This window comes from Streptomyces sp. NPDC058000 (assembly GCF_042886435.1).
GTDB lineage: Bacteria > Actinomycetota > Actinomycetes > Streptomycetales > Streptomycetaceae > Streptomyces.
Window position 1 is genome coordinate 35,242 of sequence record NZ_JBHVQS010000011.1, and the last position, 12,164, is coordinate 47,405.

Consider the following 12,164-nt stretch of genomic DNA (forward strand, 5'->3'; position numbering starts at 1 on the left):
ATATGCGACTGGCCCGCGGGGACGGGTTTCTCCCACGGTGTGGTGGTGTGCGGTGGGCCCCCCCCGGGGGCCGGCGGGGGGGGGCCGAACGGCGCCTGGCCCGCCAGCACCGGTGCGATGACCCGGGAGTGGGCGAACCGCTGCAACGCCTGCGTCAGCGCCGCGGTCGGCCACCGGCGGCGCTGCACGGCACGGACGTCCGGCAGGCCGACCGCGCCGGCCCGCAGCGGCCCGACCAGATGCCGGGCGGCCGCCACCGCGTCCTCCACGGCGAGATTGATGCCGATCCCGAAGACCGGCGACATCGCGTGCGCCGCGTCGCCGATGCACAGCAGTCCCGGGCGGTGCCAGCGCCGCAGCCGGTCCAGCCGCACGTCCAGCAGTTTGACCTCGTCCCAGGAGTCCAGCGCCCGCACCCGATCGCCGAGCCAGGGCGCGGCCGACGCGTAGTTCACCATGAACGCCTCCAGGCCGGCGGCGCGCCGCGCCCCGTCCGTGCCCTTGGGGATCAGCGCGGCGCACTGCCAGTAGTCCCCGCGGTCGATCAGGGCGGTGAGCAGCCGGTCGCCGACGCCGCCCACCAGACCGTGCGGATCGCCGTCGTGCCGCGGCAGCCGGAACCACCAGGCGTCCATGGGGCAGCTGAAGGCCCGCAGCCCGAGTTCGGGCAGGGACCGGGCGAGCGAACCCCGGCCGTCGCAGGCCACCGTGAGCGTCGCCCGCAGTTCGCCGGTCCGGCCGTCGGCCGTGCGGTACCGCACCCCCGTCACCCGGCCGCGCTCCTTCAGGAACGACGTCACCTCGGTGCTCATCCGCACGGAGAACGACGGCTCACGCCGGGCCTCGTCCGCCAGCAGGTCGAGCAGGTCCCACTGCGGCACCATCGCGACGTAGTTGAACCGGCCGCCCAGCGCGGCGATGTTCCCCACGGTCATCAGCGAGCCGTCCGGCCCGAGCGGCAGCTGAACCGTCGTCACCCGCCGCTGCGGCAGCCGGGCGAACCGTTCGCTCAGCCCCAACTCGTCCAGCAGCGCCAGCGTGGACGGGTGCACGGTGTCCCCCCGGAAGTCGCGCAGGAAATCCCCGTGCTTCTCCAGGACCGTCACCGCCACCCCGGCCCGCGCCAGCAGCAGTCCGAGCACCATTCCGGCTGGTCCGCCGCCCACCACACAACACGTCGTCCGCTCCACCACAACCGCTCCCTTCCAAGGCGACCCGGGCCCGGCGCTCGCGCAGCCATCGGCACAGATACCCCGGATCGCACCGGAAGTCAGCCGCGACGTGCTCCGTCCTTCGCGCGCCGTACGTCGCACAGGGCGTGGTCGATCAGCGTGGTGGTGGCCCGGATCTGACGGGTGGCGGTGTCCGGGTCGCCGGGGCGGCTGTGCAGGGAGACGGTGACGGTGGTCCGGCCGTCGGCGGTCGTGGCGGGCCAGAGCATGTAGCCGTAGCCGTCACCGCTGTGCCCCCAGTACCCGCCGCCGCAGGTCAGCGGAGTCCAGGACAGGCCCAGCCCGTAGCGGCTGCCGGGCGGGGTGCCCGGGTCGCCGGGCACCGCCACCGACCGGCGCATCTCGGCCAGCTGCGCGGGAGCCAGCAGCCGGCCCCGGACGAGCGCCGCGAAGAACGCGTTGGTGTCCGCCGTCGTGCTGATCATCGAGCCGTCGGCGTCCCCGTCGAAGGGGAGGTAGGCGACGGTGGTGTCGATCAGCGGGGCGCCGGGGGCGAACTGCTGGTAGTCGGCGGCGTGCGGGCGGGGGAGGTACGGGTCGTTGCCCGGTGCGAAGGTGTGTGCGAGGTGGAGCGGGCGCAGGATCCGCGCCCGCACCTCGTGCTCCCAGGAGTGGCCGGTGACCGCCTTGATCACCATCCCGGCGAGGACGTAGTTGGTGTTGGAGTATTTCCAGCGCGCACCCGGCTCGAAGGACGGCGGGTGACGCAGCGCGAACGCGGCGCGCTGCGCGGAGGTGTAGGTCGTCCAACGGTCGCGGTGGTACTCGGCTGCACTGGGGTGCGGGGCGACCTCGCCGATGTAGTCCGGCAGGCCGCTGGTGTGCTGGAGCAGCTGACGCACCGTGATCCGGCGCCCGTCGTTGCCGTGGCCGCGCACCACGCCCGGCAGCCACCTGTCCACCGTGTCGTCGAGCGACAGCCGTCCCTCGCCCACGAGTTGGAGCACGACCGTCGCCACGAACGTCTTGGTGTTGCTGCCGATCCGGACGTATCCGTCCGGCGGTACGGGCCGTCCGGTGGACAGGTCTCCGGTGCCGCTGCGGACGGTGCGCGTCCGGTGGTCCGTCGTCAGCCGGACCGAGACGCCGGTGACACCGGTGTCGCGCACCGCATCGGCGTCCTGTTGGAGTCGGGCGGGGGACGGGTGGGCGGTGGTTGTCGCGGCGTCGGCCCGGGCGGGGACGAGGCCGGTGAGGAGGGCGGCGGCGCTGAGGAGCGCGGCGGCCGCCCGGAGGGGGAGGTGCCGCACGGCGGCCCGTGGGGCCCACCCGGCCCTCGGCGCAGGGACGTTGACGGTTATCGGCATGCGGCCACCGTAGGGACGATCGGGGCTGGTGAGCCATGCTGCTGGCCGGGGTGGTCGGGGTGGGGTTGTCCCCCCTTGGGGGCGGGGCGTACGGCGTTTGGTGCCGTTGCCGGGAACGTACTGCGCCATATCCCCCTCTTGTGTGGTGGGTCGTAACAATGACCCACAACCCAGGGGAGGACAGAAATGACCGAGCAAGTGGAGAAGGCCGGAAACGGACGCGCGGCGCGGGGGATCCGCGGGCGTCGGGGCGTCGCCCGTTTCGCCGCGGTGGGGGCCATGGGCGCGGCCGTGGCCGTACTGGCCGTCACCCCGGCCTTCGCCAAGGGCAGCGCCACCCTCAGTGCGTCACCCGGCACCGTCAAGCTGGGCCAGGCCGTGCACCTCACGGGGCATGGCGACAGCGACGCCCTCCGGTACGCCGAGTTCTGCGCGCAGCAGCGCGTCGGCACGCACGGCGCCTGGCACACCGTCAAGTGCGGCCACTTCGTGAACATGGACGCCGGTGAGGCCAAGGTCGACGTGAAGGTCAAGGCCGCGCACCGTGGCGTCCTGCAGTTCCGCGGGGTGCTCTTCGGCGTCGACGGCCCGCACGGGGGCCACCCCCGCGCGGACTTCACCACCAGCGTGCGGACCGTCCACGTGCGCTGACCCGGCCGTGGCCGGTGCCCACCCGGCGGCCGTCGGCTGCCGGGTGGGCACGGTGAAGGGCGGCGGAGCGGGTCCGCCGAAGACGGTCGCCGCTCCCGGGTGGGAGCGGCGACCGCCTGCTGTCAGCCGCGGCCGTCGGACGACTGCGGCAGTGCGCCGTCCCAGGACGTGAGCACCCGGTCCGGGCGGATCGGCAGGTGCCGGTGACGGACGCCGGTCGCGTGCCAGACCGCGTTGGCGATGGCCGCCGGGGCGCCCACGATGCCGACCTCGCCGATGCCCTTGATGCCCACCGGGTCGTCCTCGTCCGGGTCGTCCACCCAATCCGCCTCGATGAGCGGGACGTCGGCGTTGGCGGCGACGTGGTAGCCGGCGAGGTCGGGGCCGACGTGGGTGCCTGTCGCCCCGTCCCGGACCGCCTCCTCGTGCAGGGCCATGGAAAGTCCCCAGACCATGCCGCCGACGAACTGGTTGCGCGCGGTCAGCGGGTTGACTATCCGGCCGGCGGCGAAGACGCCCAGCATCCGCCGGACCCGCACCTCGCCGGTCGCGACGTCCACCGCGACCTCGGCGAACTGCGCACCGTAGGCGTGCCGTTCACGGGGCGGCAGGGCGCCGATGGCCTCCGTGGTGTCCGACCGTACGGTGATCCCCTCCGGCGGCACGTCGCCGCCCAGCGCGAGTTGCCCGCGCAGTGCGCGGGCCGCGAGGTTGACCGCCCAGGACCAGGAGCGGGTGCCCGCCGAGCCGCCGGCGAGCATCGCCGGACCGAAGTCGCTGTCCCCGATCCGGACCGTCACCCGGTCCGGCGGCACCTCCAGCGAGTCCGCGGCGACCAGGGTCAGCGCGGTCCGCGCCCCGGTCCCGATGTCCGCGGCCGTGATCCGCACGGTGAACGTGCCGTCCGCCTCGGCCGTCACCGCCGCCGTGGACGGACCGGCCAGGGTGGGGAACGAGGCGGCCGCGGTGCCGGTCCCGAGCAGCCAGCGCCCGTCGCGGCGCACTCCGGGGCGCGGGTCGCGGTCGGCCCAGCCGAACCTGCGGGCACCCTCCTCGAAGCAGGCGAGGAGCTTGCGGCTGCTGTACGGCAGCCCGGAAATGGGGCCCACCGTCGGCTCGTTGCGGGCGCGCAGGGCGATCGGGTCGACGCCGCACTTCTCGGAGAGTTCGTCGAGCGCGCACTCCAGCGCGAACGAGCCCGGCGCCTCGCCCGGTGCCCGCATGTAGGTGGGGGTCGGCACGTCGAGCCGGACCACGCGGTTGACGGTGTGGTGGGCGTCGGCGTCGTACATCGCCCGGGCCACATCGGCGCTCCGCTCGACGAACTCGTGCACCGTGGAGGTCTGGTTGAGCCCCTCGTGGTGCAGCGCCCGCAGTCGCCCGTCGGGGTCGGCGCCGAGCCGGACCCGCTGCGCGGTGGGGCTGCGGTAGCCGATCAGCGAGAACATCTGACGTCGCGTCAGGACGACTCGGACCGGGCGGTGCAGGATCGTTGCCGCCATCGCCGCCGCCACCTGGTGCGCGCGGGTGCCCTTGGCGCCGAAGCCGCCGCCGACGTGTTCGGAGCGCACCCGGACCGCGGAGAGGTCGAGCGAGAACAGCTGCGCGAGTTCCTGGGCGACGAAGATGCTGCTCTGATTGGAGTCGACGACTTCGAGCCGGCCGCTGTCCCAGTACGCGGCCGCGGCGTGCGGCTCCATGGGGTGGTGGTGCTCTTCCGGAGTGGTGTACTCCGCGTCCACCACGACGGCGGACGCGGCGAGTTCGGCCGTCAGGTCGCCCTTCTCCTGCTCCGCCGCGGCCCGTGGGGTGCTCTCCGGGACGTAGGTCCCCGGGTGCCCGGTGACGAACGCCACGTCGTGCGGTTCCGCCTCGTACTCGACCACCAGTGACTCGGCGGCCTCCCGGGCCTGTTCGGAGGTCTCGGCGACGACCAGCGCCACCGGCCAACCGGCGTACGGCACCCGGTCGTGCTGGAAGATCTGGAGCGCCGGATCGGGCGGCCCCATCGGGCCGGTGTAGTTCGACTCCAGGGGCTGGGCGTTCCCGTGGTGGAGCACGGTCAGCACGCCGGGCATGGCCAGGACGGGCGCGGTGTCGATCGAGCGGATCCGGCCGCGGGTGATGGTGGACACCACCAGCCAGCCGTGGGCGAGTTCGGCGAAGGGGATCTCGGCGGCGTAGCGGGCCGCGCCGGTGACCTTGTCCCGGCCCTCGATGCGGGTGTGCGCGGTGCCGACGGCTCCGGTCACCGGGGTGGTTCCGGTCGTCGTGGTGGTCATCGGGTGGTCTCCTCGGTCCGCCGGGTCTCCTCGGCCAGCTCGGTCAGCACGGCGACGACGAGATTCCGGATCAGCGTCACCTTGTAGGCGTTGCCGGGCAACGGCTCGGCGGCGGCCAGTTCGGCGTCCGCGGCGGCGGCGAACGCCTCGGCGGTGGCCGGTCCGTCGATCAGCGCGCGCTCGGCCGCGTGCGCGCGCCACGGCCGGGACGCGACCGCCCCGAACGCCAGCCGGGCGTCGCGGACGGTGCCGTCCCGGACGTCGAGCGCGGCGGCCACCGAGCCGATGGCGAAGGCGTACGACGCCCGCTCGCGCACCTTGCGGTAGCGGGAGGCGGCGGCGACCGGCGCGGGCGGCAGGGTGATGCCGGTGATCAGTGCGCCGGCCGGCAGTGCGGTCTCCCGGTGCGGGGTGTCGCCGACCGGCAGGTAGCACTCCGCGAGCGGCAACGCGCCCGGCCCGTCCTCGGTGGCGTAGTGGACGACCGCGTCGAACGCGGCCAGCGCGACCCCCATGTCCGAGGGGTGGACGGCCACACAGTGCGGGGAGGCGCCCAGGATCGCGTGGTTGTGGTGCTCGCCCGCAACGGCCGGGCAACCGCTGCCGGGGAGCCGCTTGTTGCAGGGCTGGGACAGGTCGGTGAAGTAGGCGCAGCGGGTCCGCTGGAGCAGGTTGCCGCCCACCGTGGCCATGTTGCGCAGCTGTCCCGAGGCGCCGGCCAGCACCGCCTGCGTCAACGCCGGGTAACGGCGCCGCACTTCGGGATGGGAGGCCAGGTCGCTGTTGGTGACCGTCGCCCCGATCCGCAGCCCGCCGTCGTCGGCGACCTCGATCCGGTCGAGCGGCAGCTCCCGCACGTCGACGAGGAGCGCGGGCCGCTCCACGCCGCTCTTCATCAGGTCGACGAGGTTGGTGCCGCCGCCGAGGTAGCGCGCCTCGGGCTCGGCGCCGAGCAGCGCCACCGCGCCCGGTATGTCGGACGCTCGCCGGTAGTCGAATTCCCTCATGCCGCACCCGCCACGTTCGTCTCGTCCGTCGGACCGGCGAGCGCCGGGTCCTCCGCTGCCCGCGCGACCGCCTGCACGATCGACACGTATGCGCCGCAGCGGCAGAGGTTGCCGCTCATCCGCTCCCGGATCTCGTCGGCGGTCAGCGGCGGAACGCCCGCTTCCGGCCGGACGTCGGCGGTGGCCGCGCTGGGCCAGCCCGCGGCGTGCTCCTCGATCGCGGCGATGGCCGAACAGATCTGTCCGGGCGTGCAGTAGCCGCACTGGTAGCCGTCGAGGTCCAGGAACGCCTGCTGCACCGGGTGCAGCCGGTCCCCGTCCGCGACGCCCTCGATGGTGGTGATCTCCCGCCCCTCGGCGGCCACCGCCAGCTGGAGGCAGGACACCACCCGGCGCCCGTCGAGCAGCACCGTGCAGGCACCGCACTGCCCCTGGTCGCAGCCCTTCTTGGTGCCGGTCAGGCCGAGCCGCTCGCGCAGTGCGTCGAGCAGGGTGGTGCGGTTGTCGACGGGCAGCGTGTGCTTCTCGCCGTTGATCGTCAAGGTGATGGCACCGGCCGTCGATGGGGCCATGAGCTCAGCCTTCTTTCGGGTCTCACGCGTCGAGGGGCGCGGCGGCCCCCGGTCGGGGCCGCCGGCCCCCGCAAGTGGTCAGCAGATCGGGCCGTCCCCGCCGGGCGGCATCGGCCAGGCGGAGTCGGGTGGTCCGGGCGGAGGGGTGGTGCGGTGCGTCGCGGCGTCGGAAGGGGGCTGCCGGCAGCGCGGCGGGATGCCGTGGGGCGCGGTCGTGGGACACCGGTCGCGGTGGCCGTCGGGCTCCCCAGCTGGTCTCATCCGCCACTCGTCGGCCGCTATGGTGGTCCTCAAGCGGACAGCTGTCCGCTACCGTTGAAACTTAACGGACAGGTGTCCGGTTAGCAAGGCCGATTGTTCGCCACGCTTCACCCGCCGAACGAGCCCAACTCACCAGCGCATTCCGGGAGGAGGACGCGTGCAGCACCCCAAGGACCCGCACCTGCGCTCGGACGCGCGACGTAATCGCGACCGCATCCTGGAAGTGGCCCTGGTCGAGCTGACGCACGCGGCCGACGTCCCGCTGAGCGCGATCGCCAAGAAGGCCGGCGTCGGACAGGGCACCTTCTACCGCAACTTTCCCAACCGCGAGGCCCTCGTTCTGGAGGTCTACCGCCACGAGGTCCAACAGGTCTGCGACGCCGCGGCGCACCTCCTGGCCACCCAACCGCCCGACCTGGCGTTGCGCGGATGGATGGACCGCCTCGCCCAGTACGCCATGGCCAAGGCCGGCCTGGCCGCCGCCCTGCGCAAGGCCACCACCACTCACGGCACCCTCGCCGCCGTGGCCCGCGGCCCCCTCACCGCCGCCGTCACCCTCCTCCTGACCGCGAACGAGGAGGCCGGCACCATCCGCCCCGGCGTCACCCCCGAGGACTTCCTCCTCGCCATCGCCGGGCTCTGGCAGCTCGACCCGCACGCCGACTGGCACTCCCGCGCCGGCCGCCTCCTCGACCTCGTGATGGACGGGCTCCGCGCGGGGGCGCCGGGGCGGTGACGGGCGGGGCCGGGTCGCCGCCGGCTCTCGATCCGTACGCCCATGACCGGGGCGCCCGCCTCGCCGACATTCCGCATTATGGAATTGTGGTTTCGGTAAATGATATTCTAGCGAAACCCCGCGGGTCGTCAGAGAGCCACCGCACCGCCGGCCGCCCGTCGGCCTGCGAGGTGAAGTGCCCCATTCCTGACGTCAGTTGCGTGGAGGTCCTGTGAGTGAAGAGCGCGTCGCCCTGGTCACCGGTTCGTCGTCCGGCATCGGTGCCGCAGTGGCCCGCCGCATGGCGGACGCCGGACTGCGCGTGGTCGTCAACTCGGCCTCGTCCGCCCGAACCGGAGCCGCCCTCGCCGCCGAGCTGCCGGACGCGCTGTACGTCCAGGGCGACATCGCGGACCCGGCAGACGCCCAGCGCCTGGTCGACACCGCGATCGAGAAGTTCGGCCGGCTCGACATCCTCGTCAACAACGCCGGCCGGACCCGCTTCATCCCGCTCGACGATCTGGCCGCCGCCGACGGCGCGGTCTGGCGCGACATCCTCGACGTCAACGTCATCGGCACCTGGCAGGTGACCACCGCCGCCGTCCCGCATCTGAAGGCCACCGGAGCCGGTTCGATCGTCAACATCTCCTCGGTCTCCGGCAGCCGGGCAATGGGCAGTTCGATCCCCTACGCCGTGAGCAAGGCCGCCGTCGACCACATGACGCGGCTGCTCGCCGCCACCCTCGGACCCGACATCAGGGTCAACGCGGTGGCACCCGGCCTGGTGGACACCCCCTGGTACGACGAGGCCCCGGAGGTGTGGGAAGGCTCGCAGGAGTGGATCACCGCCCACACCCCCCAGCGCCGGGTCGGCACCCCCGAGGACGTCGCCGAGGCGGTCTACGCGCTGGCCCACGCCGCGTACACCACGGGCGAGGTGGTGCGGGTGGACGGCGGTCGGCACCTCGTGTGACCCACGTCCCGACCGTGCGATCGGGAGGGCGGCGCGGAGTCGGAGCGGCCCTAGGTGTATTGATCACGAGTGTCGACAACGCTCGTGATCAATACACCTGGTGGGACAGCCGCACCCCGGTGACCAGGTCCGGGCGGATCCGTAGCGCATGGGCCATCCGGTGGTCGGTCCAGGGATGCAGCAACGCCTGGTAAGGCGCCAGGTCGTCGGGGTCGGTCACCAGGTGGCAGTAGCCGGTCACCACGACGCTCCAGCCGCAGTGCGTGGCCGGGTCGATGGCGTCGGCCTCGTAGGCGACGACCACCCCCTCGCCCTCCGCGTGTTCGGTCATGGTGGTCAGCGCCGCGCCCTCGTGGGTGCGGATGATCACCTCGCCGTGGTGGAGGAGGTGGTTCACCGGGCGGATGGCCGGCAGCGCGTCCTGGGTGAAGACGATCCGGCCCAGCGACACGCTGCCCAGCAGCCGGAGGGCCTCGGTGCGGTCCAGTTCGGTGCTGCGCCGGGACGCCTCGCGGTCGGCCCAGGCCCCCAGCGTGGAGTCGGTGGCGGTGCCGGCGGTGTGCCGGACCGGGATGTCGTTCACGGCGTGCTCCCTGTCCTGTTGACGCTGCTGACGCACTGATGCCGGCCAGTAGAAGGCCCCCGGCCGCCGCCCGCCAGGGCCGTTCGGCCCACCCCGCGGGACGGCGCACTCGGCCCGGCCCGCGTCACCGTGCCGCTCCGGTCACCGCCTCGCCCGCCGGGCACACAGCGGGGCGGCCGGCCGGCGGGGCCAAGGGGTCCGGCACCGGGTCGTGACGAATGCGGTCGGCCGGCATCCCGACCGCGGTCAGCCGGGCGACCGTGGCACCGACCATGGCCGCCGGACCGCTGACGAAGGCGAGGTGACCGGACCACTGCGCGTCCCGGGCCACCGCCTCGGCCAGCGGGCCGTACTCGGTCAGCCGGCCGCCGCCCTCCCCGGCGGCGTCCTCGTCCAGCACCCGCACCACCCGCAGCCGGTCGTGGTGCGCCGCCAACTGGGCCAGCGCCTCGGCGTCGTACAGTTCGGCCCGGCTGCGGGCGCCGACGAAGAGGTGGACCCGGCCCGCCCGGCGCAGCGGGCGACCGCCGGCCCCGCGGCGACGGCCCGCCCACTCCTCCAGCAGCGCCTTGACCGGCGCCCAGCCCGTGCCGCCCGCCACCATCAGCAGATCGCGGGAGTGCTCCTCGTCCGGGAGCGTCATCGTGCCGTGCGCGGGGCCCAGTCGCAGGGTGTCGCCGGCCCCGGTGCGGCTGACCAGGGCCTCGCTGACCCCGCCGGGGCCGGTCTGCCGGACGTGGAAGGCCACTTCGCCGTCGGGCCGCGGCGCGGACGCGAGGGAGTAGTGCCGCCATGCCTGGGGCATCAGGGGTGACTCGACCGCCGCGTACTGGCCGGCCCGGTACGGGTACGGCTCGTGCATCCGGACCCGCAGCACGGCGAGGTCCGGGCGGCGCCGCTCGTGGGCGGTCACCGTGCCCTGCCAGCACGGGGGTTCGGCGAGTGCGGCGTCGGCGCCCTCGACCATCGACGCGACCGCGAACCGCAACATCCGCACCCACGCCTGTTCCACCGCCTCGGCCCAGCGGGGCCCGGCGGTGCGCCGCAGTGCCGCACACAGCGCGGCCTCGAACGCCTCGAAGTGCACGGGACGCACCCCGAGTTTGCGGTGGTCGTGGCCGAGCTGCCGGAAGTAGGCGGCCACCTCGGCGGGGCGGTGGAGATTCTCGATCAGGTACCAGAAGGCGCGGGCCAGGTGCGCGCGCTGGAAGTCCATCGACGCGGGGAACAGCGACCGCAGGTAGGGCCACCGGGCGAACATCTCGTCGTAGAGGTGGGCGATCAGGTCGCCGAACGGTGTGACCAGGTCGAGGTACTGGGTGATCAGCCGCTGGTCCGCGGCGCCGTCGTAGGTGGTGGCCGTTAAGTCCGGCGCGGGGGCGCGGCCCTGCCCGAGGATGCGCCGGCGCAGCCGCATGGCGTCGTGCCGGGCGAGCAGGGCGTGGTACTCGCCACCGACGGTGCCCACGGCGGACCGTTCGGACGGCACGGACGGAGTGGAACGCGCGGGTTGGCGGGGCTGCTGCATGGGATCGACCTCCTGACGGGGGCGCCAGTATCGCAACGCCGCACCGTGCCCGAAGGGCCCCGTTCCCTCAGGGCCGTTCGGCCCTTGCGCGGACCGCCGGGCCCGACGAACCTCGTGGTCGGGCCCCTTGTGCCCGGCCGATCCGCGCAGAACCGCAGAGCGAGAGTGCATGAACCAGCAGTCCGTCCCCCCTGCCCCCGCCCCGTCCGCCGCCGCCTTGGACACCCCGCTGCGCGTCTTCATCCTGGACGACCACGAGGTGGTCCGACGCGGCGTGCGGGACCTCCTGGAGGCGGAGGAGGACATCGAGGTCGTGGGGGAGGCGGGCGACGCCCGGCAGGCCCTCGCCCGGGTACCGGCGGTCCGGCCGCAGGTGGCGATCCTCGACGTCCGGCTGGGCGGTACCGACGACGACCACGAAGGGATCGAGGTCTGCCGGGAGTTGCGGGCCCGGGTGCCGGAGCTGGCCTGCCTGATGCTGACGTCCTTCGACGACGACGAGGCGCTGTTCGACGCCATCATGGCCGGGGCGGCCGGCTACGTGCTCAAGCAGATCGACGGCACCGCGCTGGTGCACGCGGTCCGCACGGTCGCGGCGGGGCAGTCGATGCTGGACCCGCGCACCGCGACGCGGGTGATGGAGCGGCTGCGCGGCCCGGGCCGGGACCGGGCGGCCGAGGCGGAGCCGTCCGAACTCGACCGGCTCTCGCCGCGCGAACGCGAGGTACTGGACCTGATCGGCGAGGGATTGACGAACCGCCAGATCGCGGACCGGCTGTTCCTCGCCGAGAAGACGGTCAAGAACCGGGTGTCCGCGATCCTGTCCAAGCTGGGGGTGGGACGCCGGGTTCAGGCGGCGATGGTCGTCGAACGGCTGAAGGGGCAGCCGCGGGTGTGAGCGCGGTATGGCGAGGGCGGCGGGCCTGATCCGCCGCCCCGGTGCGCCGCGAACCGCGCGGTGCCCCGTGGCGGGGGCCCGCGGCCGCCCGGGCCCCCCCCCGGCCCGGGGCCGCGGGGCACCGGGCGCCCCCCCCCATGCCGGGGGCCCCCGAC

11 protein-coding genes are annotated in these 12,164 nt (G+C 74.0%); 4 read left to right on the forward strand and 7 right to left on the reverse strand.

Annotation, left to right across the window (positions count from 1 at the left end; all coding sequences use genetic code 11):
- Both ACFVT2_RS14165 and ACFVT2_RS14170 read right to left on the reverse strand, forming a co-directional pair.
- Positions 1-1,145, reverse strand: a 1,145-nt coding sequence (locus ACFVT2_RS14165; protein WP_390016609.1) for an FAD-dependent oxidoreductase, incomplete at its 3' end; no start/stop codon positions are given.
- 125 nt (positions 1,146-1,270) lie between these two features.
- The gene (locus tag ACFVT2_RS14170) at positions 1,271-2,539 is read right to left on the reverse strand and encodes a serine hydrolase domain-containing protein (RefSeq protein ID WP_390016612.1); all 1,269 of its coding nucleotides are present in this window, start codon (positions 2,537-2,539) and stop codon (positions 1,271-1,273) included.
- A gap of 186 nt (positions 2,540-2,725) precedes the next feature.
- Between ACFVT2_RS14170 and ACFVT2_RS14175 the strand changes: the two genes are divergently transcribed.
- Complete coding sequence (locus ACFVT2_RS14175) at positions 2,726-3,190, forward strand: hypothetical protein (RefSeq protein WP_390016614.1); 465 nt, start codon at positions 2,726-2,728, stop codon at positions 3,188-3,190.
- Between the two features lie 122 nt (positions 3,191-3,312).
- Here ACFVT2_RS14175 and ACFVT2_RS14180 read toward each other — a convergent pair whose 3' ends face one another.
- From ACFVT2_RS14180 to ACFVT2_RS14190, 3 genes are read right to left on the reverse strand one after another with little or no spacing between them, the layout of a single operon-like run.
- Positions 3,313-5,472, reverse strand: a complete 2,160-nt coding sequence (locus tag ACFVT2_RS14180; protein ID WP_390016617.1) for a xanthine dehydrogenase family protein molybdopterin-binding subunit — start codon at positions 5,470-5,472, stop codon at positions 3,313-3,315.
- Complete coding sequence (locus tag ACFVT2_RS14185; RefSeq protein WP_390016620.1) at positions 5,469-6,479, reverse strand: FAD binding domain-containing protein; 1,011 nt, start codon at positions 6,477-6,479, stop codon at positions 5,469-5,471. The genes ACFVT2_RS14180 and ACFVT2_RS14185 overlap by 4 nt, the downstream gene beginning before the upstream one ends.
- Positions 6,476-7,051 (reverse strand): (2Fe-2S)-binding protein, encoded by a 576-nt coding sequence (locus ACFVT2_RS14190; protein ID WP_390016622.1) that lies wholly within the window; start codon positions 7,049-7,051, stop codon positions 6,476-6,478. Before ACFVT2_RS14190 ends, ACFVT2_RS14185 begins: the two co-directional genes overlap by 4 nt.
- Positions 7,052-7,469: 418 nt before the next feature.
- On the opposite strand from ACFVT2_RS14190, the gene ACFVT2_RS14195 reads away from it, so the two are divergent.
- Positions 7,470-8,048, forward strand: coding sequence for a TetR/AcrR family transcriptional regulator (locus ACFVT2_RS14195; protein ID WP_390016625.1), 579 nt, complete (start codon positions 7,470-7,472; stop codon positions 8,046-8,048).
- Between the two features lie 211 nt (positions 8,049-8,259).
- Positions 8,260-9,000, forward strand: a complete 741-nt coding sequence (locus tag ACFVT2_RS14200; RefSeq protein ID WP_390016628.1) for an SDR family NAD(P)-dependent oxidoreductase — start codon at positions 8,260-8,262, stop codon at positions 8,998-9,000.
- 88 nt (positions 9,001-9,088) lie between these two features.
- Here ACFVT2_RS14200 and ACFVT2_RS14205 read toward each other — a convergent pair whose 3' ends face one another.
- Complete coding sequence (locus ACFVT2_RS14205; RefSeq protein WP_390016631.1) at positions 9,089-9,583, reverse strand: pyridoxamine 5'-phosphate oxidase family protein; 495 nt, start codon at positions 9,581-9,583, stop codon at positions 9,089-9,091.
- A 124-nt stretch (positions 9,584-9,707) separates the two neighbouring features.
- Positions 9,708-11,111, reverse strand: a complete 1,404-nt coding sequence (locus ACFVT2_RS14210) for a globin domain-containing protein (protein ID WP_390016633.1) — start codon at positions 11,109-11,111, stop codon at positions 9,708-9,710.
- Positions 11,112-11,280: 169 nt separating this feature from the next.
- Between ACFVT2_RS14210 and ACFVT2_RS14215 the strand changes: the two genes are divergently transcribed.
- Positions 11,281-12,009: a response regulator gene (locus tag ACFVT2_RS14215; protein WP_390016636.1), complete on the forward strand. Its 729-nt coding sequence runs from the start codon at positions 11,281-11,283 to the stop codon at positions 12,007-12,009.
- Positions 12,010-12,164: the final 155 nt, after the last annotated feature.

Bases quoted from the DNA above. Each gene is read 5' to 3' on its own strand.
- ACFVT2_RS14170 (WP_390016612.1), bottom strand. From the start codon at position 2,539: ATGCCGATAACCGTCAACGTCCCTGCGCCGAGGGCCGGGTGGGCCCCA.
- ACFVT2_RS14175 (WP_390016614.1), top strand. From the start codon at position 2,726: ATGACCGAGCAAGTGGAGAAGGCCGGAAACGGACGCGCGGCGCGGGGG.
- ACFVT2_RS14180 (WP_390016617.1), bottom strand. From the start codon at position 5,472: ATGACCACCACGACGACCGGAACCACCCCGGTGACCGGAGCCGTCGGC.
- ACFVT2_RS14185 (WP_390016620.1), bottom strand. From the start codon at position 6,479: ATGAGGGAATTCGACTACCGGCGAGCGTCCGACATACCGGGCGCGGTG.
- ACFVT2_RS14190 (WP_390016622.1), bottom strand. From the start codon at position 7,051: ATGGCCCCATCGACGGCCGGTGCCATCACCTTGACGATCAACGGCGAG.
- ACFVT2_RS14210 (WP_390016633.1), bottom strand. From the start codon at position 11,111: ATGCAGCAGCCCCGCCAACCCGCGCGTTCCACTCCGTCCGTGCCGTCC.
- ACFVT2_RS14215 (WP_390016636.1), top strand. From the start codon at position 11,281: ATGAACCAGCAGTCCGTCCCCCCTGCCCCCGCCCCGTCCGCCGCCGCC.